The following is a 25,110-nucleotide window of genomic DNA, read 5'->3' on the forward strand; positions in this document are numbered from 1 at the left end:
CCCGACAAAGTCCCTGGCCATCCCCCCGGTTCCAGGGACTTTGTCGTGTCTGGGGTGTGCGGGTCAGGGCGTTCGGGTCAGGGCAGCGGCGATCTCGCGCAGGCCGTCGAGGTCGTGGATGTCCTGCGCGGACGCCGGGACCTCGACGACCGGTATGCCGGGGTGTCCAGCCGTGAACCGGGCGGCCAGCCGCTCCTGTCGTGCCGCCGTCTCGGCCAGGGACGCGTGCAGGCGGAGCAGGCCCTCGGCCGTCGCCGCCGTGGGGGAGGGGTCATCGGCATCGGCGAGCTGCTCCGCCGCGGCCAGGGCTCGCGAGGCCGTCAGGGTCGGTGCGGCCACGCGCTGGATCCGGTTCACGACGAGCCCGGCGAGCGGCATACCCTCCTCGTCGAGGCGGCCGGCGAAGAAGGACGCCTCGCGCAGCGCGTCACGCTCGGGGGCGGCGACCACGACGAACGCGGTCTCCGAGTTCTTGAGCAGCGCATAGGTCTGGTCGGCGCGCTCGCGGAACCCGCCGAACATCGTGTCGAGGGCCGCGACGAAGGTCTGCACGTCCTGGAGCAGCTGGCCCCCGAGCACCTTGGACAAGGTGTTGGTCACGACGTTGACCCCGACGCTGAAGACCTTGAAACCCGCGCGCCCACCCGCCTTGGCAGGGGCGGAGAGGAGCCGGATGAAGCGGCCGTCCAGGAACGAGCCGAGCCGCTTGGGTGCGTCGAGGAAGTCCAGCGCCGACCGCGACGGGGGCGTGTCCACGATGATGAGGTCCCAGCGGCCGTCGCGGCCCGCCTCGGCTCGCAGCTGACCCAGCTTCTCCATCGCCATGTACTCCTGCGTGCCCGCGAACGAGCTGGAGACCGCTTGGTAGAAGGGGTTCGCGAGGATCTGGGCGGCCTTGTCAGGGGTGGCGTGCTGCTCGACCACCTCGTCGAAGGTGCGCTTCATGTCGAGCATCATCGCGTCGAGCGATCCGCCGGGCTCCTGGTCGCCGGGACCACCGTTCATCCGCACCCCTGCCACCGGACGAGGCGTGTTGTCGAGCTCGGTCAGGCCCAGCGACTGGGCGAGCCGACGAGCCGGGTCGATGGTGAGGACGACGACCTTGCGGCCGTGCTCCGCCGCCCACAGCCCCAGAGCGGCAGCTGTCGTGGTCTTGCCGACGCCACCCGCTCCACAGCAGACGACGATCCTCGTCCGAGGGTCGGTCAGGAGAGCCGCCAGGTCGAGCGTGGCCGCGCTGCCCGGGGTGGGCGTGCCCCGCGTGGGCGTGCCCCGGGTGGGCGTGCCCCGGGTGGGCGTGCGCGGGGCCATCAGACCATCCCCTGCTCGTCCAGCGACTGCGCCAGCACCGTGATGCCACCGGCCTCGGTGCCCTCGGCCAGGAAGGGGAGCCGGATCGTGAGCCGGCCTTCTTCCTCGAGGATCGCGTCCTGCTCGCGCTCGAGGGCGATCCGGTCCGCATGGTTGGCGCCGTCGGCGAGCAGGCCCGCGACCATGCCGTTCGTGACGCGGACGCCGACGCCCGCCAGGTCTGCGGCCACCCCTTCGACCAGCTTGGCGGTCCGCCGGCCGCGCACCGCCTTGAAGGCCTTGTCGGTCAGCAGCGGGTCGCGCAGCTGGTTGACGACGATGGCACCCAGCGGGAGGTCGGTGCGGCGCAGCTCGGCCAGGGCGTCGACGGTCTCCTGCACGGGCATCTCCTCGAGCAGCGTGACCACGTGGACCGCGGTGGTGTGGCTGCGGAGCATCCGGGTGATCGAGTCTGCCTGCGAGCGGATCGGACCCACCTTGGCGACGTCGGCGACCTCGGCGTTGACGTTGAGGAACCGCACCACCCGCCCGGTCGGCGGGGCGTCGAGCACCACGGCGTCGTAGGCGGGAGCCGTCGGACCCTTCCCGGTGCGGCGCCCCGCGGCCTCGTAGACCTTGCCGATGAGCAGGACGTCACGGACCCCGGGTGCGATCGTCGTGGCGAAGTCGACCGCGCCGAACCGGTCGAGCACGGTCATCGCCTTGCCGACCTTGTAGAACTTCTGGAGGTACTCCCGCAGCGAGGCCTTCGCGTCGATCGAGATCGCCCACAGCTGTCCGCCGCTGCGGTCGGTCAGGATGCGCGTCTCGGTGTGCCCCAGGGGCGCCACGTCGAACGTCTGCGAGATCCCCTGGCGTTCCTCGACCTCGGCCAGCAGGACGCGCTTGCCCTGCCGGGTGAGGGCCAGCGCGAGCGCGGCAGCCACCGTGGTCTTCCCGGTGCCGCCCTTGCCGGTGACCACGTGGAGCCGGACCTTGGACAGGTCGTGGGTGGTCTCGGGCATGTCGCCAGCCTAGGAGGCGAGCAGGTCGACCGCTGCGAGGACCTGCGCGAACGCCGGGTGCTCCGGGTCGATCAGCCCGTAGTGCCCGCCACTGTTCACCGGCGTGAGGCGCACGTTCGGCGCGTGGTGCGCCGCGGCATACCGCTCGCTCTGGTCGAAGGGCACCACGACGTCGTCGCGCGCGTGCACCAACAGCGCAGGTATGCCGGGTGCGAGCCTGACGGGGTCGGCCGCGGCGTAGGCATCCGGGGCGTCCGTGGGGTATCCACCGAGGAAGTCGGTGATGGCGGTGTCGCCCACGCCGGTCTCGGCGCCGTGGCCGAGGTCGAGGACGCCCGCGAGGCTCACGATGCCGCGCAGGCCGTGGGCCCACGGCTGGGCGGCGGCCCAGGCGACGAGCTGGCCACCCGCGGAGTGGCCGACCAGCGCCGGCGGGTGGCCCAGGTCGGGGTCGCGGCGCACGGCGGTGATGGCGGCGGCGACGTCGTCTGCGGTGCCGGGCCAGCCGCCACCGGGCATGCCCGGCCGGCGGTACTCGACGACGGCTGTCGCGTAGCCGGCATCCGCGAACGCCTGGGCCTGCCGGCCGGCATGGGTGCGGTCGTACTCGGGACGCCAGAACCCGCCGTGCACGACGACCACCGTGAGGCCGCGGGTGACCCGGTCGGGCAGGCGCACGTCGTAGACCTGCGCGGGATCGTCGCCGTAGGCCGTCGTGCGCGTGGGGGGCGCGGCCACCTCGTCGAGCACCTGGCTGGGGTCGCGGTGGCTGGCCATGGGGCCATCCTCGTGCACTCCTGCCCGTCGGCGCCCAGTCATCACGGGGATAGGCTGCGGGACATGCAGAAATGGGAGTACGCGACGGTGCCGCTCATCGTCCACGCCACCAAGCAGATCCTCGACCAGTGGGGTGAGGACGGCTGGGAGCTCGTCCAGGTCCTCACCGGTCCCGACGGCAACGGCCTGGTCGCCTACCTGAAGCGGGAGAGAGCCTGATGAGTGCAGTTGAAGATCGTCTGGCCGAGCTCGGCCTGACCGTTCCCGAGGTCGCCAAGCCGGTGGCCGCCTACGTCCCCGCGATCCAGGACGGGCGCCGGATCTACACCTCCGGGCAGCTGCCCATGGTCTCCGGTGCCATCGTGCAGACCGGCAAGGTCGGCGAGGGCCACGGCCTCGTGCCGCCTGAGGACGCGAAGAAGCTCGCGGAGATCTGTGCGCTCAACGCCATCGCCGCGGTCAAGAGCATCGTGGGCGACCTCGACAAGGTGACCCAGGTGGTCAAGCTGGTCGGTTTCGTCGCGTCCGACCCCGCCTTCACCGGTCAGCCCGGCGTCATCAACGGCGCCAGCGAGCTGATGGGCAAGGCCTTCGGCGACGCGGGCATCCACGCCCGGTCGGCCGTCGGGGTCGCCGTGCTGCCGCTGGACGCCCCCGTCGAGGTCGAGATCGTCGTCGCCCTCGCCGACGAGTAGTCCCGGGTGGTCCGGCGCTTGGTCAGGCGCGAGTTCCCGATCGCCGACTCACCATCGCTCCGGGCCAGGGCGGACTCCTGGCTGAGTGCGCCCTCGCCCGACGGCCCGGTCGTGCCCAAGCGCGCCGCCACGGTCATGTTCGTTCGAGACTCGGTTTCCGACGGTGACTCGGGGGTCGAGGTCTTCATGCTGCGCCGGGTCGCGACGATGGAGTTCGCCCCGCGGATGATGGTGTTTCCCGGCGGTGGGGTCGACCCCCGCGACGCCGACCCCGGTCTGCCGTGGGCCGGACCGACGCCGGCCGAGTGGGCGGCGCGGCTCGACGTGGACGAGGCGACGGCTCGGGTGCTCGTGGCGGCTGCGGTCCGCGAGGTGTTCGAGGAGTGCGGGGTCCTGCTGGCCGGTCCGACGCCCGACCGGGTGATCGCCGACGTCAGCGGGGCGCACTGGCACGAGCAGCGCCGACGCCTGCTCCAGCGCGAGGCCTCGCTGTCCGAGGTGCTGCGCGAGCACGACCTGCTGCTGCGGTCCGACCTGCTCGGCTACCGCGCCCACTGGATCACCCCCGAGTTCGAGGTGCGGCGCTACGACACCCGGTTCTTCAGCGCGGCCGTCCCGCAGGGCCAGCGTGCCGACGACGACACCACGGAGGCGGACGTCGCAGACTGGGTCCGCCCCGCGGACCTCTTGCGAGCCTGGCAGGACGGCGCCGCCCTGATGCTGCCGCCCACCGTCGTGGCCGTCGAAGAGGTCGCCGCCGCGACGTCGGCCGCTGAGTTCATCGCCGAACGTCCCGTGATCGCCCCCGTGCAGCCCGAGCTGGTCGACACCGGCGACGGCCTGGTGATGCGGGCGGACCTCCCCCGATGAGTCCCGCGCAGCCGCCTGCTCCCTCGGCGGCGTCCGGCGACTGGCACGGTGGTCAGGTCACCGAACGTGCCCTGTGCGTCCTGTGCCCGAACCCCAGCCCGATGACCCTCGACGGGACCAACACCTGGGTGCTGCTCGAGCCCGGTGCCACCGATGCGGTCGTCATCGACCCCGGCCCGCTCGACGAGGGCCACCTGCAGGCGGTCGTCGAGGCCGTGTCGGCCCGCGGGGCCCGGGTCGCGCAGACGATCCTCACGCACGGTCACGCCGACCACGCCGAGGGCGCCGGGCGCTTCGCAGAGCTCACCGGCGCTCCCACCCGGGCGGTCGGGCGGGGGCACGACGACCTCGCCGACGGTGACCTCGTCACGGCCGGCGGGCTCGAGCTGCGGGTCGTCGCGACCCCCGGTCACACCTCCGACTCGCTGTCCTTCGCCCTGGCAGCCGACCATGCGCTGCTCACCGGCGACACCGTCCTGGGCCGCGGCACCACGGTGGTGGCGCACCCCGATGGTGAGCTGGCGGCATACCTCGCGTCGTTGGAGCGCATCGCCCGCCTGACCGGCGACGGGGAGGTCACCGCGATCCTGCCCGGGCACGGGCCGGTCGTGCCGGACGCCGCGGCGATGGTCGCGTTCTACCGCACCCACCGCGCCGAACGGCTGGAGCAGGTGCGGCAGGCGCTGGCTGACGGAGCGGCGGAGGCGCCGGACGTGGTCCAGGCCGTGGTCGAGCGGGTGTATGCCGACGTGCCCCGCGAGGTGTGGCCGGCCGCGGCGATGTCCGTGGCGGCGCAGCTGGACTACCTGCGCTGAGTCACCGGGCGCTCGGAGTCAGCGGGCGCGACGCTGGAGGCGCTCGACGTCGAGCAGCAGCACTGCGCGGGCCTCGAGGCGCAGCCACCCGCGGGTCGCGAAGTCGGCGAGGGCCTTGTTGACGGTCTCGCGGGAGGCGCCGACCAGCTGGGCCAGCTCCTCCTGGGTGAGGTCGTGGGCGACCAGCACCCCTTCCTCGACGGGACGGCCGAAGCGGGCCGACAGGTCGAGCAGCGCCTTGGCGACCCGGCCGGGCACGTCGGTGAAGACCAGGTCCGCGAGGTTCTCGTTGGTGCGCCGCAGTCGCTTCGCCAGGGCCGCGAGCAGGACCTTCGCCACGCTGGGGCGGCCCTCGAGCAGGCCGTTGAGGTCGTCGTTGCCGATGCCGAGCAGCTGGGTCTCGGCCACCGCGGTCGCCGTCATGGTGCGCGGGCCCGGGTCGAACAGGCTCAGCTCGCCGAACATCTCGCCGGGGCCGAGGATGGCCACGAGGTTCTCGCGGCCGTCGGCGCTGCGGCGACCGAGCTTGACCTTGCCCTCACGGATGACGTAAAGCCGGTCGCCCTGGTCGCCTTCGTGGAACAGCACGTCGCCGCGCTCGAGACGGGTCTGCGTCATCGAGGCCATCAGCGTCGAGGACGCCTCGTCGTCCAGCGCAGCGAACAGAGGGGCCTTCTTCACCACGTCGTGATCCACGGGCGACAGTGTGCCACGTCGGATGTCCGCGCCGCCCCGTAGTCTGTGGAGGTGTCTGGATCCCCTGTGCCGGCCGCCCGTGAAGAGTCCCCCGTCGCCCTCACCAGGCGTGCCCGGCGGATGTACCGGGCGCTCCACGAGCACTACCCGTACGCCCACTGCGAGCTCGACTTCGAGAACCCCCTCCAGCTCCTGGTGGCGACCGTGCTGTCCGCCCAGACGACCGACGTCATGGTCAACAAGGTCACGCCCCAGCTGTTCGCGCGCTACCCCGACGCGGCCGCGCTCGCCGGTGCCGACCGCGAGGAGATGGAGACGCTGCTCAAGCCGACCGGCTTCTTCCGCGCCAAGACCAACTCGGTGATGAAGCTCGGCGCCGAGCTCGTCGAGCGCTTCGACGGCGAGGTCCCCCCGCGCATGAAGGACCTCGTCACGCTGCCCGGCGTGGGGCGCAAGACGGCCAACGTCGTGCTGGGCAACGCCTTCGGCATCCCGGGCATCACCGTGGACACCCACTTCGGGCGGCTGGTCCGCCGGTTCGGCTGGACCGCCGAGGACGACCCGGTCAAGGTCGAGCACGCCATCGGGGCGCTGATCCCGCGCAAGGAGTGGACGATGCTGTCGCACGTCCTCATCTTCCACGGCCGGCGCACCTGCCACGCCAAGAAGCCCGCCTGTGGAGCCTGTCCCGTCGCGCGGCTGTGCCCGTCGTACGGCATCGGTGAGACCGACCCCGTCAAGGCCGACAAGCTGCTCAAGTTCGAGCTCGCCCCGGGCGCAACCAACCCGTATGCCGCGCCGGCACCTGCCGCCGGCGACGCGCCGCCGCAGCCACGCGGCATACGCACGGTCTCGACGGCGCCCACGGCGGAGGTCTCCGCCTCGTGACCACGGCACGACCCGCTTGGCTGGACCGTGCCCGCGACGCGATCGCGGCCGCCGACGAGGGGTACTTCGAGACGTTCGCGCCGCCGCCCGAGGGCGGGCAGCGCTCCAGCGTCATGATCCTGTTCGGCCCCTCCGACGACGGCGAGGGCGAGGACGTCGTGCTGACCGAGCGCGCCCACACCCTGCGCACCCAGCCCGGCGACATCTCCTTCCCCGGTGGCAAGCGCGAGCCCTCGGACGTTTCGGCCGCCGCGGCCGCCCTGCGCGAGACGCAGGAGGAGGTGGGCATCGACCCGGCGACGATCGACGTCGTGGCGACCCTTCCTGACATCTACCTCAGCCCGCGCCGGTTCGTCGTCACGCCCGTGTTGGGGTGGTGGCGCGAGGCCGGGCCGCTCGATGCCGTCGACCCGGTCGAGGTGCACCGGGCCGTGCGGGCGCCCCTGGCCGACCTGCTCGACCCGGCAGCCCGGTTCACCGTGTCCCACCCGAGTGGCTACCGGGGGCCGGGTTTCGAGTTCGACGGCCTCTTCGTGTGGGGATTCACCGCGGGGCTGTTGTCCGCTGTGCTCGATTTCGGAGGTTTGACCGTTCCGTGGGACCGTAGCGTTGAGCGTCCACTCCCCGACCGCTACCGGCCGGGTGGGACACAGGACGCCTTGACCAAGACCGCGACGGAAGGCCGAGCCTGATGTTCCTCGGACTGACCGTCCTGGACTACCTCCTGATCCTGCTCTTCATCAGCTACGGCCTCACCGGTTTCCGACAGGGTCTGGTGGTCAGCGTGCTGTCCCTCGCCGGCTTCTTCCTCGGCGGTGCACTCGCCATGTGGCTGCTGCCATTGGCGATCGGCCACTGGACCGAGCTCGAGTCGTCACCGTTGCTGCGTTCGGTCGTCCTCATCGCCGGCGTGTTCATCCTCGCCTCGAGCGGGCAGGCGGTGGCCGTGGCGATCGGCGGATCGCTGCGGTCGCGGCTCAAGATCAAGCCGGCCCAGTGGTTCGACGCGACGTTCGGAGCGGTGGCCGTCGTGCTGTCCGCAGCGATCCTCGTGTGGTTCATCGCCGGCGCCCTGCGCGGTGGCGCCCCGGCACCCATCGCCAAGGCGATCGGTGAGTCCCGGGTGCTGCGCACCATCGACAACGTGGTGCCCCCCGGCACGTCGAGGCTCTTCGCATCGTTCCGCGAGGTGCTCGACCGCGAGGGATTCCCGCGGGTGTTCGACGGGCTCGAGACTGAGCGGATCGCGCCGGTCGCGCCCCCCGACCCGTCCGTGGCGCAGACCGCCGGAGTTCGTGACGCCGCGGCCTCAGTCATCAAGATCACCGGAGTCGCGGCGGCCTGCAACCGCGGCCAGGAGGGCAGCGGCTGGGTCGTCGCCCGAGAGCGGGTGGTGACCAACGCCCACGTCGTTGCCGGCATGGAGAGCGCCACCCTGCGCATCCACGGCACCGGCCGGTCCTACACCGGCAAGGTCGTCGTCTTCGACGCCAAACGCGACCTCGCCGTGCTCTCGGTGCCAGGCCTTCCCGCTGAGCCGCTGCGCCAGGGCCCTGACCTCTCCCGCGGCGACAGCGGCGTGGTGGCCGGCTTCCCGCTGGACGGGCCCTACCGGCTCGACGCGGCCCGTGTCCGCGAGGTCGTCGATGCGCGGGGTTCGGACATCTATGGCAGCCCGGGGACCAGTCGTGAGGTCTACTCGCTCTTCGCCCAGATCCAGCCCGGCAACTCCGGGGGTCCGCTGTTGTCCTCCGACGGCAGGGTCGTCGGGGTGGTCTTCGCCAAGTCCCTGGACGACTCCAGGACGGGTTATGCCCTGACCATGGACGAGGCCCGTCCGGTCCTCGATGCAGCATCGGGCGCCGCCTCGCCGGTCGACACCGGCGCCTGCGTCGCCGGCTGACCCACGCGGCATACCCCGCAGCTCCCACGGGACGTGGGGTAAGCGGGTCAGCGGGTCAGCGGAGGGTGGCGAGCCAGGCGCAGAGGTGGTCGTTGACGACCCCCGGAGCCTCTTCGGGCAGGAAGTGGCCGGCCCCGGGCACCAGGTGTCGTTGGAACGGACCCGTGACGTAGTCCGCCGAGTCGCTGGACGTGTCGGGCAGCACGGCCCGGTCGTGCTCGCCGTGGAGCTGGAGCACGGGGAGCGTGATGGTCGTGCGCATCCTCGCGGCGAACCGCCAGCCGTCGGGGCGGAACTGGCTGCGCACGACCCAGCGGTAGTACTCCGCCGCAGAGTGCGCCACGAACGGCAGGGCCATCGCGTCGGCGTAGGTCCGCGCCTCCTCGGGCGACGGCCAGATGCCTTCGGGTGAGGCCCACTCGCGCAGCAGCCGCTGGACGTAGCCGCCGTGCACCGTCATCTGGCGCTCCGGCACGAACGGCCGCTGCAGGCCGCCGAGGTAGGCGTTGGCCTTGAGCTGGCGGGGGTTCGCGAAGGACGCCCTGCGGAACACCAGCGGGTGCGGCATCGACAGCGACGCGATGGCGCGGGTGACGGTCGGCTGCAGGGTAGGCATGCTCCAGGCGATCCAGCCGCCCCACCCGTGTCCGACGACGACCGCGCGCGAGGCCCCGAGAGAGCGCAGCACCGAGGCGACGTCGGTGGCCGACGTGCGCGTGTCATAGCCGCGCGGTGGCTTGTCGGACGCGCCGTAGCCGCGCAGGTCCATCGCGCACGCCCGGTAGCCGGCGTCGGCAAGGGCCTGCATCTGGTGCCGCCACGCCCACCAGAACTGCGGGAACCCGTGCAGCAGCAGGACGACCGGCCCCTCACCCTGCTCGGCGACGTGGAAGCGGGCACCGTTCGCGGCGACGAACCGGTGCTCCCACGGGCCCTCGATGAGGGCCATCGAGGCATCGAGACTCATGACTGGGTATGCCGTTCGGCTGGTGACGGGGGCGGGTCGCGTGTCGTGCTGGCCGGGTCGAGACCGGGGCGTTGGCCGGGTCAGGACCCGGACTTGACGGCGGTGACGGTGTCCTGGGCGTTCTTGATGGCGCGCTCGGGCTTGCCCTTGATCTTCTTCACGCTGTTGCGGCCGACGAGCGCCAGGACCGCGGCGACGAGGAAGAGCAGCCCGGTGGTGATGAGGTAGCCGGCCCACTCGGGGAGCCAGATGTCGATCACGGCGACGACGGTGTGGAACAGGAAGATCAGGCCGAGCAGGGCGACGAAGCCCGCGGCCGCGAACATCCCCGCACCGGCGGCGGCCTTCTTCGCGTCGGCCGCGATCTCGGCCTTGGCCAGCGCGATCTCGCTGCGGACGATCGTCGAGACGTCGTGGGTCGCATCGGCGACGAGCTGTCCGATGGTCCGTTCGGCGCCTGAGCCGGTGCCCGCCTGGGTGCCCGTCTGGTCGTTCACGCGGTTGGTGGCCATGCGCGTTCACCTGCGCTTCCTGAAGTCCGGTGGTGCGGCGTCCCAACCCTAACGGCGTCGTCCGGGCTCCACATCCGAGACCTCGAAGCAGTCCGGCACCCCGTCCCCGTCGTCGTCGCGGGACTCGAGCTCGGCCAGGCGCCGGTAGACGCGGTTCCGGGCACGCAGCACGACGGTCGCCAGGACCGCCGCAATGGCCGACCCGACCAGGACGGCGAGCTTGACGTGCTCGTCACGGGGGCTGCCCGTCCCGAACGCCAGCTCGCCCACGAGCAGCGAGACGGTGAAGCCGATCCCGGCCAGGAGGGACAGCCCCAAGACGTCCCACCACGCGAGGTCGTCGTCGAGCTCGGCCCTGGTGAACCGGGCGAACGCCCACGTGCCCCCGAAGACACCGACCAGCTTGCCGAGGACGAGCCCGAGCACCACCGCGATCGCCGCCTCGTCCCCGAGGCTGTCGCCGAAGCCACCCCCCACCACCCGCACGCCGGCCGCGAAGAACGCGAAGACCGGCACGGCCACCCCGGCCGACGGGGGCCGCAACCGGTGCTCGAACCGCTCGGCCACGTCGACGTCGGCGTCCAGGGGGCGGACCCGCGGCACCCGGGACACCCGCGAGGCCCGACCGCGGGGCTTCACCGGCACGACGAGCCCCAGCAGCACCCCGGCGACGGTGGCGTGGATGCCGGAGGCGTGCACGAGCCCCCACGTCAGGGCCGCCAGCGGGAGCAGCAGCCACCAGTGCGCCACCCGTCGTTGCACCAGTGCAGCGAACAGCGCGAGCGGCACCAGCGCGAGCGCGAGCTCGGCCAGGTCGAGGCTCCGGGTGTAGAAGATCGCGATGATCGTGATCGCCACGAGGTCGTCGACGACGGCGAGGGTCAGCAGGAAGCTCCGCAGGGCCGATGGCAGGTGCGTCCCGATCACCGCCAGCACCGCGAGCGCGAAGGCGATGTCAGTCGCCGTCGGGACCGCCCAACCGCGCAACGCCCCGCCACCCGCCCCACCAACGGCCGCACCACCGGCACCAGCGCCGGCACCGAGGAGGGTGACCGTCACGGCATACACGATCGCGGGGAGCGCGACCCCGCACAGGGCGGCGGCCACGGGCAGCGCGGCCCTTGCGGGGGTGCGCAGCTCGCCCACGAGGAACTCGCGCTTCAGCTCGAGGCCGGCGACGAAGAAGAACAGCGCAAGGAGTCCATCGGCGGCCCACTGCCCCAGGGTGAGGTGCAGGTGCCACGCCTGGGGGCCTGCCTGCCAGTCGCGCAGCGAGGCGTAGGTCTCGAACCAGGGCGAGTTGGCCCAGGCCAGTGCGGCGATCGCCGCGGACAGCAGGAGGGCGCCGCCGACGGTCTCGGTGCGCAGGGCGCCGCTGACGCGCTGCGCCTCCTGCCACGTGGTGCGGGCGAACAGCCGTGGGCGCAGGGGGTTGAGGCTCACACCGGGCCTTTCGGGGTCGACGTCGGGTCAGACGTCCGCAGACGCCGCCGACCAGGCTTCCCGGCACACCAGTTGTTCCTGCTGCCCATCCTACGTGCGAGCCGTGGCGAGCAGCTCGGCGAACATCGTGGCGAGCTCCAGCTGGTCGGCCTCGCCGGCGAGCACCTCACCCTCCTGGGTGAGGGTCTTCCCGAACGCCAGACCAGGGCCGTCGACGACCGTCATCTTGACGCGCTCGAGCGTCTGGCGCAGGGCCGACTTCGCATAGCTCGCGCCGTGCCAGCCGTAGCCGACGCAGCCCACGGGCAGGCCCTCCCACTCGGCGTAGAGGAAGTCGATCGCGTTCTTGAGCGCCGCGTTGTAGCCGCGGTTGTACTCCGGCATCACCAGCACGAGCGCGTCCGTGGCCTGCATCGCGGCCGACCACTTGCGCGTGTGCTCGTGGGCGTAGTTGCCGTCGGCGGGCTGGCCGGGCTCGTCGAGGAACGGCAGCGCCAGCTCGCGCAGGTCGTGGACGGTGACCTCGGAGCCCGCCGGGACTGCGTCCAGCACCCACTGCGCGACGAGGTGACCGATCCGGTGCGGGCGGGTGCTGGCGATGACGACGGAGACGCGCGTGGAGGCCATGGCGAAAGCCTAGGTGCGGTCCGCTCGGCCCCGGGGCGGCCTTGTCTGGAGAGATTCATCGCTCTAGAGTTCCGTTGAACAGAAATTGAAGTCCGTATCGTGGAAGATTGAGGTCGAGCGATGTCTGCACCGAGCCCGGGATATTCCATCACCGTTCGCGCCGAGGCGCCTGCCGCGATCGACACCACGGGTGCCGTCGCTGCCGCCGTGGCGTCGGCGGGCGGTGCGCTCACGGCCCTCGACGTCGTGGAGTCCCACGGTGACAAGCTGGTCGTGGACGTGACCTGCAACGCCTCCGACGCCGACCATGCCGACCGGATCACCGCGGCGATCGCGGCGGTCCCGGGGGTCACGGTCCGCAAGGTCAGCGACCGCACCTTCCTGCTCCACCTCGGCGGCAAGCTCGAGGTCGTGCCCAAGGTGCCGCTGAAGCACCGCGACGACCTGTCCCGCGCCTACACCCCGGGGGTGGCCCGCGTCTGCCTCGCGATCGCGGAGAACCCCGAGGACGCGCGCCGCCTCACCATCAAGCGCAACACCGTCGCGGTCGTGACGGACGGGTCCGCCGTCCTCGGCCTCGGCAACATCGGCCCGGCCGCGGCGCTGCCCGTCATGGAGGGCAAGGCTGCGCTCTTCAAGCAGTTCGCCGGAGTCGACGCGTGGCCGGTCTGCCTCGACACCCAGGACACCGAGGAGATCATCATGATCGTCAAGGCGATCGCCCCGGTCTACGGCGGAGTGAACCTCGAGGACATCAGCGCGCCGCGGTGCTTCGAGATCGAGGCGCGCCTGCGTGACGAGCTCGACATCCCCGTCTTCCACGACGACCAGCACGGCACCGCAATCGTCACCCTCGCCGCCCTGCGCAACGCCCTGCGCGTGGTGGGCAAGACGCTGGAGGACGTGCGGATCGTGGTCTCGGGGGTGGGTGCGGCCGGCCACGCCATCGTCCGGCTCCTCGACGCCCAGGGCGCGACCGACATCATCGGGTGCGACCGCCGCGGTGCGCTGGACCCGGAGGCCGACCACGCGGACGAGTTCCGTGGCTGGATCGCCCGCAACACCAACCCTTCCCGCACGACCGGCACGCTCAAGGAGGTGCTGCGCGGGGCCGACGTCTTCATCGGCGTCTCGGCACCGAACCTGCTGGACGGCGACGACATCGCCACCATGGCGGACCGTGCCATCGTCTTCGCGATGGCCAACCCCGACCCCGAGGTCGACCCGGTCGCGGCGAGCCACCACGCGGCCGTCGTCGCCACCGGACGCTCCGACTACGCCAACCAGATCAACAACGTGCTGGCCTTTCCCGGCTTCTTCCGCGGTCTGCTCGACGCCGGCGCGCGCGACATCACCGACGAGATGATGATCGCCGCCGCCGCGGCCATCGCCGACTGCGTCCACCCCGACGAGCTCAACGCGAGCTACATCGTGCCCAGCGTCTTCGACGCCGACGTCGCGCCCTCGGTGGCAGCTGCCGTGCGGCAGGCGGCCGGGGGACGGCACGCCGACCCGGCCACGCGGCATACCGGCAGCGCCACGCGGGAGGCGACCGCGCCGCCCGCCGCCACCCCCGCCATCCCGACAAGCCAGGCCCCGGCCCGATGACCGTGGACCTGGGCGCCCTCGGCGCCGCCCTCGACGAGCACCTGCGTGACGCGGATGCCGAGCTGGCCGCACGGTTCCCCGGCGAGCGGCCGGTGCGCCAGCCGGTGCACACGGTCTACGTGCCGGCCGACCGCTACGACGCCGACCTGGTGTCGCGGTGGCAGGCCGAGGCGGTCGCCGCGCTGGACGAGCACGGCGGCGGCGCCGAGGGGGCGGCCGAGGCCTTCGGGCTTCCGTCGGAGCTGGCAGCCGAGCTGTACGCGCGTGTGCGCACCAAGCTCGCGCGCGAGGCCATCGAGGACCTGCGCATCGACTTCGAGGACGGCTACGGCACGCGGTCCGACGACGAGGAGGATGCCGCCGTCGACGCGGCGGCTGCGGCGCTCCTCCGTGCCGTGGACGCCGGTGGGGCGACTGCCTTCAGCGGCATCCGGTTCAAGAGCTTCGAGGCGCCGACGCGCGCACGCGGGCTGCGCACCTTCGCCCGCTTCGTCGCTGCGGTGGCCCGGGACGGTCGCCTGCCAGACGGCTTCGTGGTGACGTTCCCGAAGGTGACGTCAGTCGACCAGGTCGAGGCGATGGTGGTGGCCTGCGAGAGGGTCGAGCAGGGTGTCGGGCTTTCGCCGGGGTCGATCCGCTTCGAGATCCAGGTCGAGACGCCGCAGGCGATCTGCGGACCTGACGGCACGGCGCTCGTCGCCCGGATGGTCCATGCCTCCGCCGGCCGGTGCACGTCGCTGCACTACGGCACCTACGACTACTCCGCCTCGTGTGGCATCGCCGCCGCCTACCAGTCGATGGAGCACCCGGCCGCCGACCACGCCAAGGCGGTCATGCAGGTCGCTGCGGCGGGCACGGGCGTGCACCTGTCCGACGGCTCCACCAACGTGCTCCCCGTGGGCAGTCACGACGACGTGCTGGCTGCCTGGCGGCTGCACGGGCGGCTGGTGCGACGCTCGCTCGAGCGGGGCTACTACCAGGGCTGGGACCTGCACCCCGCACAGTTCCCGAGTCGCTACCTCGCCACCTACGCGTTCTATCGCGAGGGGCTCTCGGCCGCCGGCCAACGGCTGAAGAACTATGTGGGACAGGTGGATTCGGGCGTCATGGATGAACCCGCGACAGCCCGAGCGCTGTCCGACTTCGTGGTCCGTGCGCTCGACTGCGGGGCGACCGACGAGCAGGAGGTCCATCGCCTGACCGGCCTGGACCGCCCCGCCATCGACCGCCTGGCCCGCCGCACCACCGCCTGACGCGTCAGGGCGCTTGACGGGCCCGACCACCTGACCTGTCTGCCGTCCGCCGGTAGGTTGGCCGCATGCGCGTGCGGGTGGAGTTCACGACCGAGCCGTTCCACGGTGAGGACGGCCAGCTGCCCGCCCACGTGACCGCGTCCGCCGACGCGCTCCGGTATGCCGGGTTGTCACCCGACCTGGGACCGCTCGGCACGTCGGTCGAGGGCGAGGCCGAGGTGGTCGTCGACGCGGTGGGCGCCGCGCTCAAGGAGGCGTTGTCCCACGGCGCGACCCGGGTCACCCTCACCCTCGGTGACGTCGACGCGGTGACCGCCGCCGCCCCCGCGGCCGGTGCCGGGGCCGGCGCCGGGGCCGGGGCCGGTGCTGGGGCCACCGACTTCACCGACGGCTTGTCGCGGCTCATCGCCGACGTCGAGCGCGAGCTCGGGGGCTCCCTCGCTACCCTGCCGCGCGCCGAGAAGCAGCATGCCGTGCGCCTGCTGGAGGAGCGCGGCGCGTTCGAGATGCGCCGCAGTGCGGAGACGGTCGCGGAGGCCCTGGGCCTGACCCGCTTCACCGTCTACAACTACCTCAACCGGATCCGGGACGCGGCGGCCGAGCCCGCCGGCTGACGCGGCATACCCCGTCGTCCTGGGACCCCGTCGAGTCCTCGCCGCGTCCCCCGCAGGTCTGCACCTGAGAAACTTTCAACAGATTGTTGACTGGGTCACATTGGCGCACCTATCCTTCCATCATCCGTAAACAGGTTTCCACCATTCGGAAGACCTCCGAATCGCTCGGGAAGCCATCCCCGCGCCACCCACGCCGACCCCGCCAGGGTCGACGGGCACCGCAAGGAGCACCATGAGCTTCGTCCTCGGACCCAACCAGTACGGCAAGGCGGAGAACCGCGTCGTCCGCGTCTATCGCGACACCGCCCGCCACGAGATCCGCGACCTCAACGTGTCGACCGCCCTCCGCGGCGACTTCACCGAGGCGCACACGACCGGTGACCAGGCCAGCGTCCTGCCCACCGACACGCAGAAGAACACCGCCTTCGCGTTCGCCAAGGAGCACGGCGTCACCTCACCGGAGGACTACGCCCTCACCCTCGGCCAGCGCTTCCTCGACGTCACGCCCGCCGCGACCGCCAGTCGCATCGAGGTCGAGGAGTACGCCTGGGACCGCATCGAGGTCGGCGGCACCGGCCACGACCACGCGTTCGTGAAGCGGGGCGGCGAGGTACGCACCACCGTCGTCACCCGCGACCGCGGTGGCGACGAGCCGCGCGCCTGGGTCGTCTCCGGCGTCAAGGACCTCGTGGTCCTCAAGTCGACCGGCTCGGAGTTCAAGGGCTACCTCAAGGACGAGTACACGACCCTCAAGGAGACCGACGACCGGATCCTCGCGACCTCGCTCGTGGCGCGCTGGCGCTACGAGTCCACCGAGGGCGTGGACTGGAACAAGTCGTTCGACGACGTGCGGTCGCTCCTCCTCGAGACGTTCGCGACGACCTACAGCCGCGCACTGCAGGAGAGCCTCTACGCGATGGGGTCGGCCGTCCTGGCCGCTCACCCCGAGGTCGCGGAGATCAAGTTCTCAGCCCCCAACAAGCACCACTTCCTGGTCGACCTCGCCCCGTTCGGGTTGGACAACCCGGGTGAGGTGTTCATCGCCGCAGACCGCCCGTACGGGCTGATCGAGGCCACGGTCCAGCGCGAGAGCGGCTCGGACGCGGGCGACGCCTGGCTCACCGTGCCCGGCTTCTGCTGACGCCCCTCCGCTCCTCGTCGCCACTCCTCGGGGCCGGCGCCCGTGCACCCCACGACGCCCGCGCCCGCTCCCGCACGCATCTGATTTCCCTCTCCTCCTCCCGGAGCCTCCCGACATAGCTCCAGACAGAAAGGCCTGTCATGAGCGCAGCCACCGCAACACCCCAGTCCCAGCGCGCCTCCCGCCACCCGGTCGACGAGGTCCTGCCCATCCCGAAGCTCGCGATCTACGGCTTCCAGCACGTGCTGGCGTTCTACGCCGGTGCGGTGATCGTGCCGATCCTCCTGGCCAGCGCCATCGGGCTGTCGACCCAGGAGCTCATCCACCTCATCAACGCCGACCTCTTCACGTGCGGCATCGCCTCGATCATCCAGTCGGTCGGGTTCTGGAAGGTCGGCGTGAAACTGCCTCTCCTGCAAGGGGTCACGTTCACCGCCGTCTCGCCGATGATCGCCATCGGGATGGCCGCGGGCGGCGGTACCGACGGCCTCCTCGTGATCTACGGGGCGGTGATCGTGGCGGGCCTGTTCACCTTCCTCGTCGCGCCCTACTTCAGCCAGCTGATCCGCTACTTCCCCCCGGTGGTCACCGGTTCGGTCATCACGATCATCGGCCTCGCGCTGCTGCCGGTCGCGGCTGCGGACGCCGCTGGTGGCGCGGGCCCCACCCTCGACCCCACCAGCGGGCGCAACCTCGCGTACGCGCTCGGCACGCTCGGGCTGATCGTCGCGATCCAGCGGATCTTCAAGGGATTCATGGCCACCGTGGCAGTCCTCATCGGACTGGTCGTCGGCACGCTCATCGCCTGGATCCTCGGTGATGCGCACTTCGACTCGGTCTCGGACTCGGGCTGGATCGGGGTCACCACGCCGTTCCACTTCGGCTGGCCCAGGTTCTCCGTGGCCGCGATCATCTCGATGATCGTCGTCATGCTCATCACCGCCGTCGAGACCACCGGTGACGTGTTCGCCACCGGCGAGATCGTCGAGAAGCGCGTCGGCAAGGAGGACATCGCCCGTGCCCTGCGCGCCGACGGTCTGGCCACCACGATCGGTGGTGTCTTCAACTCCTTCCCCTACACCTGCTTCGCCGAGAACGTCGGCCTGGTGCGGTTGACCCGGGTCAAGAGCCGCTACGTCGTCGCCACGGCAGGGCTGATCATGGTCGTCATCGGCCTCATCCCGAAGGCCGGCGCCATCGTCGCGGGCATCCCGCACCCGGTGCTCGGTGGTGCCGCGCTGGCGATGTTCGCCACCGTCGCCGTCGTGGGCTTCCAAACCCTGTCGCGGGTCGACTTCCACGACCACCGCAACGTCGTCATCGTCGCCACCGCGGTCGGCCTCGCGATGTACGTCACCGCACAGCCCGACGTGGCCAAGGCCGTCCCGGACTGGGCCCAGATCATCCTCGGCTCGGGCATCACCCTCGGCTCGATCACCGCCATCGTGCTCAACTTCCTGTTCCATCACGTCGGGTCGAGCCGTGGTCCGGCCGTGGCCGGCGCGCCTGGGTCATTGGTGCGCCTGAACGAGGTCAACCAGATGTCCCGCGAGGACTTCGCCGACACCTTCGGCAGCCTGTTCCAGGGTCCGCGCTGGGTGGTCGAGCGCGCCTTCGACTCGCGGCCGTTCGGCGACACCAGTGACCTGCGTCGCGCGTTCCAGGAGGCGCTGTTCTCGGCCAACGAGGACGAGCAGCGTCAGCTGATCGACTCCTACCCCGACCTCGGCGCCGACAGCGTGGCCGAGGGCGACGAGGGGCCGGACTCGCTGCGCGACCAGTCCTCGCTCGGGCTCACCCGGCTCGACGAGAAGGGTCACGGCGAGCTGGCCGAGCTCACCTCGCAGTACCGGGACCGGTTCGGCTTCCCCCTCGTCACGTGTGTCCGCGACCGCGACTCCTTCGACCAGGTGGTGCGCACCGGCTGGGAGCGGTTGAACAACTCCCAGGCGCAGGAACACGCCTCGGCGCTGGTGGAGATCGCCAAGATCGCCGGCTACCGGTTTGATGACCTTGTGGCCGACGCCAACCCGATCCACTCCGCCCGCACCCGGTTCGTGGAGGGTCGATGACCCTCGAGGACCTCAACGCGCTGCCGGCGTCGGCCCTGGAGGGGCAGCTGACTGCGTGCCTCCCGGTGCCTCGCTGGGTCGCCGCCGTCCGCGACGGCCGACCGTATGCCGCGTGGCAGGACCTCGAGGCGACCGCCGGCGCAGCCGCCCAGCACCTCGACGACGAGGAGCTGGAGGCGGCGCTGGCCGGCCACCCGAGGATCGGTGAACGGGCCGAGGGGCCGCACCACAACGCGGCCGCCAGTGCACGCGAGCAGTCCGGGGTGGACCCGGCCGACGCCGAGGTGGCGCGCGCGCTCGCCGAGGGCAACGCGGCATACGAGGCGCGCTTCGACCGGGTGTTCCTCATCCGGGCGGCAGGCCGCTCCGCGCCCGAGATCCTCGCAGAGCTCGACCGCCGGCTCGGCAACGACGACGCCGCCGAGCGCGAAGAGACCGTGACCCAGCTGCGCGAGATCGCGCTGCTCCGACTCCGACAGGTGGCCTCCTGATGGGAACCCTCAGCACGCACGTCCTCGACACCAGCCTCGGCAAGCCCGCGGCCGGCATCACGGTGGTGCTGGAAACCGTTGATACGACTGGCTCCGGGGGACAGGCGATCGGTGACGGCATCACCGATGGCGACGGGCGGGTCGGCAGCATCGGTCCGGAGCGGCTGGAGGCGGGCGACTACCGCCTGCGGTTCGCCTCGGGTGGCTACTTCGCAGGGCGTGGCGTCGAGGCGTTCTACCCCGAGGTGGTGGTGGTCTTCACCATCGCCGACGCCGACCAGCACTACCACGTGCCGGTCCTGCTCAACCCGTTCGGCTACTCCACCTACCGCGGGTCGTGACCGTGGCGACCGTCGCGCGGCTGGTCCTGGACGGTTGCACGGTGGTGACGATGGACCCGGCCAGGACCGAGCACGCCGTCGGCCACGTGGTTGTCGAGGGTTCGCGGATCGTCGCCGTCGCACCGGGTCGCTACGTGGACGACGGGAGTGCGGCCGAGGTGGTCGACGCCACCGGCTGTCTGCTGACGCCGGGCCTGGTCAACACCCACCACCACCTCTACCAGTGGGCCACCCGGGGCCTGGCGGTCGACGCCACGCTGTTCGGCTGGCTGACCGAGCTCTATCCCGTGTGGGGTGGCATCGACGAGGACGTGGTCGGTGCTGCCGCAGCAGCCGGGCTCGGCTGGTTGGCCCGCACCGGGTGCACGACGTCGATGGACCACCACTACGTCTTCCCCCGCCACGGAGGCGACGTCCTGGGTGCCGAGGTGGACGCGGCGCGACGGATCGGCCTGCGATTCCTCGCGACTCGCGGCTCGATGGATCTCGGCCAGAGTCAGGGCGGACTGCCCCCCGACCACGTGGTCGAGGACCTCGACACCATCCTCGCCGCGACGGGGGCCGCCGTCGACGCGCACCACGACCCGTCACCAGACTCGATGTTGCGGATCGGCGTGGCCCCGTGCTCGCCCTTCTCGGTGACCGCCGACCTCTTGCGCGAGTCCGCGGCCCTGGCTCGTGACCGCGGGGTGCGGCTGCACACCCACCTGGCGGAGACGACCGACGAGGAGCGCTACTGCGCCGAGCGGTTCGGGCTGAGCCCGCTGGCCTACCTGGAGTCCCTCGGCTGGCTCGGCGACGACGTGTGGCTCGCGCACGGCATCCACTTCGACGACGGCGCGATACGCACACTGGCGGCCACCGGCACCGGTGTTGCCCACTGTCCCTCGTCCAACGCCCGCCTCGGTGCCGGCATCGCCCGCACGCGCGACCTGCGCGACGCAGGGGTGCCGGTGGGGCTCGGGGTGGACGGTGCGGCGTCGAACGAGGCGTCCTCCCTCGTCGAGGAGGCACGCCATGCGCTGCTCTTCGCCCGGGCCCGAGGCGGTCCGGAGGCGCTCGGGGTGCGGGACGCGCTCGAGCTGGCCACGATCGGCGGGGCCCGGGTGCTCGGCTGGGACGACCAGATCGGGTCGCTGGAGGTCGGAAAGCTGGCCGACATCGCGCTGTGGCGACTCGACGGGCTGGGCCATGCCGGCGTGGTCGACCCGGTGGCCGGGCTCGTGCTCGGTTCACGGCCGCCGCTGGAGCTGCTCCTGGTTGGAGGCAGCCGGGTGGTGTCGGGCGACAGGCTGGTGACCGCTGACGAGGAATCGCTTGCGGCACAGGCGGTCTCGGCAGGGGAGCGGTTGCTCGCGCGGCACCGCGACGCCGCCGGATATATCTCGGCCACCGGCTGAGACGACGGCCCCAGCGGTCTTGACGATGTCGCAGGTTGACGCCTACCCTTTCATTGATCGGAAAAACGATTCCACAATGCGGAAACAAGGAGAGAATGCCATGTCGGACCACGGACTGCGCTACGAGGTGAACTGCTCGATCCTGTTCACCGAGCTGCCGCTGCTCGAGCGGCCGGCCGCCGCGAAGGCGGCAGGGTTCGACGCCGTGGAGTTCTGGTGGCCCTGGCCGGACCAACCGGTGCCCGCCGACCGTGAGGTCGACGCCTTCGTGGGCGCCGTCCAGGACGCCGGGGTTCAGCTGGTGGGTCTCAACTTCTTTGCCGGTGACCTGGCCGGGCCCGACTGCGGGGTGCTCTCGATCCCCGACCGCGTGCAGCAGTTCCGCGACAACGTCGACGTGACGGTCGGCATCGGAGAGCGGCTCGGCGTCTCGGCGTTCAACGCCCTCTTCGGGAACCGCGTCGAAGGCGTCTCGACGCAGGAGCAGGACGAGCTCGGGCGTGAGTCGGTCGCCTTCGCCGCCAAGGCCGCCGACCGGATCGGGGCGACCGTCCTCGTCGAGTCGGTCAGCGGCCCCAAGCCCTACCCGCTGCGCACCGCGGCCGACGCCGTGGCGGTCGTCGACGACGTGCGCGCCACCGGGACGAGCAACGTCGGCTTCCTCCTCGACCTCTACCACCTGGCCGCCAACGGCGACGACCTCGAGGCCGCCATCGAGGCCTACACCGACCGCACTGCCCACGTGCAGATCGCCGACGCCCCCGGGCGCGGTGAGCCCGGCTCCGGTGCCCTCGACCTCCAGCGCCACCTCGGCGCCCTCGCCCAGCGTGGGTATGCCGGGTGGGTGGGGCTGGAGTACAAGCCCACCACCGCGACCACCCCCGAGAGCTTCGGCTGGCTGCCGCGCGAACGCCGCGGCGCCTGATCACCACGAACAGACCCAAGGAGCACGACATGACCACCATCGCCTTCATCGGACTCGGCATCATGGGCAGCCCCATGGCCGTCCACCTCCAGGACGCCGGGCACGACGTCGTCGGCTACAACCTGCACCCCGACAAGACCAAGCCCCTGGTCGACGCGGGCGGCACCGCGGCGGCTTCGGTCGCGGAGGCGGTGCGTGACGCCCAGGTGGTCGCGGTGATGGTCCCCGACAGCCCCGACGTGCAGGACGTGCTGCTGGGCGAGGACGGTGTCTTCGCCAACGCCAAGGAGGGCACGCTGGTCATCGACTTCTCCAGCATCCGCCCCGACGTGACGGTCGAGCTCGCCAAGGCCGCGCAGGACAAGGGGTTCCGCCTGCTCGACGCCCCGGTCTCCGGTGGCGAGGCGGGCGCCAGGAACGCCGCCCTGTCGATCATGGTCGGCGGTGCCGCAGCGGACTTCGCGGAGGCCAAGCCGCTCTTCGACGCGGTCGGCAAGACCATCGTCCACGTGGGCGGCAACGGTGCTGGGCAGACGGTCAAGGCCGCCAACCAGCTCATCGTGGCCGCCAACATCCAGGCCCTGGCCGAGGCCGTGGTCTTCCTCGAGGCCTACGGCGTCGACCTCGGTCCTGCGCTCGACGTGCTCGGCGGTGGGCTGGCCGGCTCCAAGGTGCTGGACCAGAAGCGCGAGAACATGACCAACAAGTCCTTCGAGCCGGGGTTCCGGATCGACCTCCACCACAAGGACCTCGGGATCGTGACCACCGCCGCCCGCGAGGCCGGGGTGGTCGTACCCCTCGGCGGGCTCGTCGCGCAGCTGATGGCCTCGGCCCGCGCGAACGGCGACGGCGGGCTCGACCACTCGGCCCTCCTGCGCGGCGTCCAGCGCCTCTCCGGCCAGCTCTCGAGCTGAACCGACCCCACAGACCCGGCCACCCGGCATACCGAACCACCCTGAACCAGGAGCACCACCATGGCACGCATGACTGCGGCCCAAGCGGCCGTCGAGATCCTCAAGAAGGAAGGCGTCACCAACGTCTTCGGCCTGCCCGGAGCGGCGATCAACCCCTTCTACAAGGCGATGAAGACCAACGGCGGCCTGCACCACACGCTGGCCCGCCACGTCGAGGGCGCCTCGCACATGGCCGAGGGCTACACCCGCGCCAGGGCCGGCAACATCGGTGTGTGCGTCGGCACCAGCGGGCCGGCCGGCACCGACATGATCACCGGCCTCTACTCGGCCAGCGCCGACTCGATCCCGATCCTGTGCATCACCGGGCAGGCGCCGGTCGCCAAGCTGCACAAGGAGGACTTCCAGGCCGTCGACATCGCCTCGATCGCGGGGCCGCTGACCAAGATGGCGGTCACCGTCCTCGAGCCGGCGCAGGTCCCGGGCACCTTCCAGCAGGCCTTCCACCTGATGCGCTCGGGACGTCCCGGCCCGGTCCTCATCGACCTGCCGATCGACGTCCAGATGGCCGAGATCGAGTTCGACGTCGAGACCTACGCGCCGCTGCCGACCTACAAGCCGGCAGCCACCCGCCCGCAGGTCGCGAAGGCCCTGGACCTGCTGGCCGCGAGCGAGCGCCCCCTGATCGTCGCCGGCGGCGGCATCATCAACGCCGACGCCGCCGACCTGCTGGTCGAGCTCGCCGAGCTGACCGGCGTCCCGGTCATCCCGACCCTGATGGGCTGGGGCACGATCCCCGACGACCACGAGCTCAACGCCGGCATGGTCGGACTGCAGACCAGCCACCGCTACGGCAACGCCACCATGCTCGAGTCCGACTTCGTCCTGGGCATCGGCAACCGGTGGGCCAACCGCCACACCGGTGACCTCGAGACCTACACCAAGGGCCGCACGTTCGTGCACGTCGACATCGAGCCGACCCAGATCGGCCGCGTCTTCGCCCCTGACTACGGGATCGTCTCCGACGCCAAGGTTGCTCTGGAGCTGTTCGTCGAGGTGGCCCGCGAGCGTCGCGACGCCGGTCGCCTCGCCGACCGCAGTGAGTGGGCGCAGTCCTGCCGCGACCGCAAGGCGACCATGTGGCGCAAGACCAACTTCGACGTCACCCCGGTCAAGCCCCAACGCGTCTACCAGGAGATGAACCGTGCCTTCGGCAAGGACGTCCGCTACGTCTCGACCATCGGTCTGTCCCAGATCCAGGCTGCCCAGCTGCTGCACGTCTACAAGGACCGGCACTGGATCAACGCCGGACAGGCGGGGCCGCTGGGCTGGACCGTCCCGGCCGCGCTCGGCGTCGCCACGGCAGTCCCCGACGAGACCGTCGTCGCCCTCTCCGGCGACTACGACTTCCAGTTCATGATCGAGGAGCTGGCGGTCGGGGCGCAGTTCAACATCCCCTACATCCACGTCCTGGTGAACAACGCCTACCTCGGCCTGATCCGGCAGAGCCAGCGCGGGTTCGACATGGACTACTGCGTCCAGCTGTCGTTCGACAACATCAACAGCCCCGAGGTCGGCAGCTACGGCGTCGACCACGTCAAGGTCGTCGAAGGACTGGGCTGCAAGGCGATCCGCGTCTTCGACCCCGAGGAGATCGCGCCCGCACTGGAGAAGGCCAAGGCCATGGCGCAGGAGTACCGCGTCCCGGTCGTCGTCGAGGTCATCCTCGAGCGCGTCACCAACGTCTCGATGGGACTGTCCATCGACAGCGTGACCGAGTTCGAGGAGCTGGCAGCGGGCGGCGCCGACGCCCCGACCGCGCTCTTCGCCAACCTGGACTAGGTCA

Annotated in this window: 26 protein-coding genes; 18 read left to right on the forward strand and 8 right to left on the reverse strand. The window is 71.4% G+C overall.

The genetic code is table 11. The annotated features are described in order from the left end of the window. Positions 1–63 precede the first annotated feature (63 nt). Genes bagB through AC1DXJ_RS07295 form a run of 3 tightly spaced genes read right to left on the reverse strand, consistent with a single transcriptional unit; the run spans position 64 to position 3,092 of the window. The gene (gene bagB / locus AC1DXJ_RS07285; protein ID WP_477636733.1) at positions 64–1,314 is read right to left on the reverse strand and encodes an ATPase BagB; all 1,251 of its coding nucleotides are present in this window, start codon (positions 1,312–1,314) and stop codon (positions 64–66) included. Then, positions 1,311–2,315 carry an ATPase BagA gene (bagA, locus tag AC1DXJ_RS07290; protein ID WP_477636699.1) on the reverse strand — a complete coding sequence of 335 codons (1,005 nt, stop codon included), beginning with the start codon at positions 2,313–2,315 and terminating at the stop codon, positions 1,311–1,313. The genes bagB and bagA overlap by 4 nt, the downstream gene beginning before the upstream one ends. Before the next feature lie 9 nt (positions 2,316–2,324). After that, positions 2,325–3,092 (reverse strand): alpha/beta hydrolase family protein, encoded by a 768-nt coding sequence (locus AC1DXJ_RS07295; RefSeq protein WP_477636700.1) that lies wholly within the window; start codon positions 3,090–3,092, stop codon positions 2,325–2,327. A 63-nt stretch (positions 3,093–3,155) separates the two neighbouring features. Between AC1DXJ_RS07295 and AC1DXJ_RS07300 the strand changes: the two genes are divergently transcribed. The 4 genes from AC1DXJ_RS07300 to AC1DXJ_RS07315 are packed head-to-tail and all read left to right on the forward strand — an operon-like array spanning position 3,156 to position 5,472. After that, positions 3,156–3,311: a DUF4177 domain-containing protein gene (locus AC1DXJ_RS07300; protein WP_477614564.1), complete on the forward strand. Its 156-nt coding sequence runs from the start codon at positions 3,156–3,158 to the stop codon at positions 3,309–3,311. Further along, positions 3,311–3,787, forward strand: coding sequence for a RidA family protein (locus AC1DXJ_RS07305; RefSeq protein ID WP_056921635.1), 477 nt, complete (start codon positions 3,311–3,313; stop codon positions 3,785–3,787). Before AC1DXJ_RS07300 ends, AC1DXJ_RS07305 begins: the two co-directional genes overlap by 1 nt. 6 nt (positions 3,788–3,793) lie before the next feature. Further along, entirely contained in the window at positions 3,794–4,657 is an 864-nt protein-coding gene (locus tag AC1DXJ_RS07310) for an NUDIX hydrolase (RefSeq protein WP_477636701.1), read from the forward strand. Then, entirely contained in the window at positions 4,654–5,472 is an 819-nt protein-coding gene (locus tag AC1DXJ_RS07315) for an MBL fold metallo-hydrolase (protein ID WP_477636702.1), read from the forward strand. Before AC1DXJ_RS07310 ends, AC1DXJ_RS07315 begins: the two co-directional genes overlap by 4 nt. Before the next feature lie 18 nt (positions 5,473–5,490). On the opposite strand, the gene AC1DXJ_RS07320 is transcribed toward AC1DXJ_RS07315, so the two are convergent. After that, positions 5,491–6,168, reverse strand: a complete 678-nt coding sequence (locus AC1DXJ_RS07320) for a Crp/Fnr family transcriptional regulator (protein ID WP_477614568.1) — start codon at positions 6,166–6,168, stop codon at positions 5,491–5,493. A gap of 120 nt (positions 6,169–6,288) precedes the next feature. Between AC1DXJ_RS07320 and nth the strand changes: the two genes are divergently transcribed. The 3 genes from nth to AC1DXJ_RS07335 are packed head-to-tail and all read left to right on the forward strand — an operon-like array spanning position 6,289 to position 8,959. Beyond that, entirely contained in the window at positions 6,289–7,056 is a 768-nt protein-coding gene (nth, locus tag AC1DXJ_RS07325; RefSeq protein ID WP_477636734.1) for an endonuclease III, read from the forward strand. Further along, positions 7,053–7,748, forward strand: coding sequence for an NUDIX hydrolase (locus tag AC1DXJ_RS07330; RefSeq protein ID WP_477636703.1), 696 nt, complete (start codon positions 7,053–7,055; stop codon positions 7,746–7,748). Before nth ends, AC1DXJ_RS07330 begins: the two co-directional genes overlap by 4 nt. Beyond that, entirely contained in the window at positions 7,748–8,959 is a 1,212-nt protein-coding gene (locus AC1DXJ_RS07335; protein ID WP_477614570.1) for a MarP family serine protease, read from the forward strand. The genes AC1DXJ_RS07330 and AC1DXJ_RS07335 overlap by 1 nt, the downstream gene beginning before the upstream one ends. A gap of 55 nt (positions 8,960–9,014) precedes the next feature. Here AC1DXJ_RS07335 and AC1DXJ_RS07340 read toward each other — a convergent pair whose 3' ends face one another. The 4 genes from AC1DXJ_RS07340 to AC1DXJ_RS07355 form a co-directional block, all read right to left on the reverse strand. Beyond that, a complete protein-coding gene (locus tag AC1DXJ_RS07340; protein ID WP_477633136.1) occupies positions 9,015–9,926 on the reverse strand; it encodes an alpha/beta fold hydrolase in 912 nt (303 codons plus the stop codon). An 80-nt stretch (positions 9,927–10,006) separates the two neighbouring features. Beyond that, entirely contained in the window at positions 10,007–10,438 is a 432-nt protein-coding gene (locus AC1DXJ_RS07345; RefSeq protein ID WP_477633137.1) for a phage holin family protein, read from the reverse strand. 48 nt (positions 10,439–10,486) lie between these two features. Further along, a complete protein-coding gene (gene nhaA, locus AC1DXJ_RS07350) occupies positions 10,487–11,881 on the reverse strand; it encodes a Na+/H+ antiporter NhaA (RefSeq protein WP_477636704.1) in 1,395 nt (464 codons plus the stop codon). Between the two features lie 90 nt (positions 11,882–11,971). Next, positions 11,972–12,508 (reverse strand): NADPH-dependent FMN reductase, encoded by a 537-nt coding sequence (locus AC1DXJ_RS07355; protein WP_477614574.1) that lies wholly within the window; start codon positions 12,506–12,508, stop codon positions 11,972–11,974. A 120-nt stretch (positions 12,509–12,628) separates the two neighbouring features. Between AC1DXJ_RS07355 and AC1DXJ_RS07360 the strand changes: the two genes are divergently transcribed. The 11 genes from AC1DXJ_RS07360 to gcl all read left to right on the forward strand — a co-directional run bounded on the left by AC1DXJ_RS07360 (position 12,629) and on the right by gcl (position 25,106). Then, positions 12,629–14,116, forward strand: coding sequence for an NAD-dependent malic enzyme (locus AC1DXJ_RS07360; protein WP_477614575.1), 1,488 nt, complete (start codon positions 12,629–12,631; stop codon positions 14,114–14,116). Beyond that, on the forward strand, positions 14,113–15,369 hold the full coding sequence (locus tag AC1DXJ_RS07365; protein ID WP_477636705.1) for a DUF6986 family protein: 1,257 nt from the start codon (positions 14,113–14,115) through the stop codon (positions 15,367–15,369). The genes AC1DXJ_RS07360 and AC1DXJ_RS07365 overlap by 4 nt, the downstream gene beginning before the upstream one ends. A 65-nt stretch (positions 15,370–15,434) precedes the next feature. Then, on the forward strand, positions 15,435–15,983 hold the full coding sequence (locus tag AC1DXJ_RS07370; RefSeq protein ID WP_477636706.1) for a helix-turn-helix domain-containing protein: 549 nt from the start codon (positions 15,435–15,437) through the stop codon (positions 15,981–15,983). A gap of 232 nt (positions 15,984–16,215) precedes the next feature. Beyond that, positions 16,216–17,124, forward strand: coding sequence for a factor-independent urate hydroxylase (gene pucL / locus AC1DXJ_RS07375; RefSeq protein WP_477636707.1), 909 nt, complete (start codon positions 16,216–16,218; stop codon positions 17,122–17,124). A 140-nt stretch (positions 17,125–17,264) separates the two neighbouring features. Next, positions 17,265–19,196, forward strand: coding sequence for a 2-oxo-4-hydroxy-4-carboxy-5-ureidoimidazoline decarboxylase (uraD, locus tag AC1DXJ_RS07380; protein WP_477636708.1), 1,932 nt, complete (start codon positions 17,265–17,267; stop codon positions 19,194–19,196). Continuing rightward, positions 19,193–19,687 carry a 2-oxo-4-hydroxy-4-carboxy-5-ureidoimidazoline decarboxylase gene (uraD, locus tag AC1DXJ_RS07385; RefSeq protein WP_477636709.1) on the forward strand — a complete coding sequence of 165 codons (495 nt, stop codon included), beginning with the start codon at positions 19,193–19,195 and terminating at the stop codon, positions 19,685–19,687. Before uraD (AC1DXJ_RS07380) ends, uraD (AC1DXJ_RS07385) begins: the two co-directional genes overlap by 4 nt. Further along, positions 19,687–20,028 (forward strand): hydroxyisourate hydrolase, encoded by a 342-nt coding sequence (uraH, locus tag AC1DXJ_RS07390; protein ID WP_477614581.1) that lies wholly within the window; start codon positions 19,687–19,689, stop codon positions 20,026–20,028. Before uraD (AC1DXJ_RS07385) ends, uraH begins: the two co-directional genes overlap by 1 nt. 2 nt (positions 20,029–20,030) lie before the next feature. Continuing rightward, the gene (locus tag AC1DXJ_RS07395; RefSeq protein WP_477636710.1) at positions 20,031–21,428 is read left to right on the forward strand and encodes an 8-oxoguanine deaminase; all 1,398 of its coding nucleotides are present in this window, start codon (positions 20,031–20,033) and stop codon (positions 21,426–21,428) included. A 115-nt stretch (positions 21,429–21,543) separates the two neighbouring features. Next, positions 21,544–22,353: a hydroxypyruvate isomerase family protein gene (locus AC1DXJ_RS07400; RefSeq protein WP_477636735.1), complete on the forward strand. Its 810-nt coding sequence runs from the start codon at positions 21,544–21,546 to the stop codon at positions 22,351–22,353. Next, complete coding sequence (locus tag AC1DXJ_RS07405; RefSeq protein WP_477636736.1) at positions 22,353–23,267, forward strand: 2-hydroxy-3-oxopropionate reductase; 915 nt, start codon at positions 22,353–22,355, stop codon at positions 23,265–23,267. Before AC1DXJ_RS07400 ends, AC1DXJ_RS07405 begins: the two co-directional genes overlap by 1 nt. Before the next feature lie 60 nt (positions 23,268–23,327). Then, entirely contained in the window at positions 23,328–25,106 is a 1,779-nt protein-coding gene (gene gcl, locus AC1DXJ_RS07410) for a glyoxylate carboligase (protein WP_477636711.1), read from the forward strand. Positions 25,107–25,110: the final 4 nt, after the last annotated feature.

Source organism: Pedococcus sp. P2_D9, assembly GCF_056404275.1.

Coding starts and splice junctions, on each gene's coding strand:
- bagA (WP_477636699.1), bottom strand. CDS start 2,315: ATGCCCGAGACCACCCACGACCTGTCCAAGGTCCGGCTCCACGTGGTC.
- AC1DXJ_RS07300 (WP_477614564.1), top strand. CDS start 3,156: ATGCAGAAATGGGAGTACGCGACGGTGCCGCTCATCGTCCACGCCACC.
- AC1DXJ_RS07305 (WP_056921635.1), top strand. CDS start 3,311: ATGAGTGCAGTTGAAGATCGTCTGGCCGAGCTCGGCCTGACCGTTCCC.
- gcl (WP_477636711.1), top strand. CDS start 23,328: ATGGCACGCATGACTGCGGCCCAAGCGGCCGTCGAGATCCTCAAGAAG.
- AC1DXJ_RS07295 (WP_477636700.1), bottom strand. CDS start 3,092: ATGGCCAGCCACCGCGACCCCAGCCAGGTGCTCGACGAGGTGGCCGCG.
- AC1DXJ_RS07315 (WP_477636702.1), top strand. CDS start 4,654: ATGAGTCCCGCGCAGCCGCCTGCTCCCTCGGCGGCGTCCGGCGACTGG.
- AC1DXJ_RS07355 (WP_477614574.1), bottom strand. CDS start 12,508: ATGGCCTCCACGCGCGTCTCCGTCGTCATCGCCAGCACCCGCCCGCAC.
- AC1DXJ_RS07360 (WP_477614575.1), top strand. CDS start 12,629: ATGTCTGCACCGAGCCCGGGATATTCCATCACCGTTCGCGCCGAGGCG.
- AC1DXJ_RS07370 (WP_477636706.1), top strand. CDS start 15,435: ATGCGCGTGCGGGTGGAGTTCACGACCGAGCCGTTCCACGGTGAGGAC.
- AC1DXJ_RS07345 (WP_477633137.1), bottom strand. CDS start 10,438: ATGGCCACCAACCGCGTGAACGACCAGACGGGCACCCAGGCGGGCACC.
- AC1DXJ_RS07365 (WP_477636705.1), top strand. CDS start 14,113: ATGACCGTGGACCTGGGCGCCCTCGGCGCCGCCCTCGACGAGCACCTG.
- uraD (WP_477636709.1), top strand. CDS start 19,193: ATGACCCTCGAGGACCTCAACGCGCTGCCGGCGTCGGCCCTGGAGGGG.
- uraD (WP_477636708.1), top strand. CDS start 17,265: ATGAGCGCAGCCACCGCAACACCCCAGTCCCAGCGCGCCTCCCGCCAC.
- uraH (WP_477614581.1), top strand. CDS start 19,687: ATGGGAACCCTCAGCACGCACGTCCTCGACACCAGCCTCGGCAAGCCC.
- AC1DXJ_RS07340 (WP_477633136.1), bottom strand. CDS start 9,926: ATGAGTCTCGATGCCTCGATGGCCCTCATCGAGGGCCCGTGGGAGCAC.
- AC1DXJ_RS07335 (WP_477614570.1), top strand. CDS start 7,748: ATGTTCCTCGGACTGACCGTCCTGGACTACCTCCTGATCCTGCTCTTC.
- pucL (WP_477636707.1), top strand. CDS start 16,216: ATGAGCTTCGTCCTCGGACCCAACCAGTACGGCAAGGCGGAGAACCGC.
- nth (WP_477636734.1), top strand. CDS start 6,289: ATGTACCGGGCGCTCCACGAGCACTACCCGTACGCCCACTGCGAGCTC.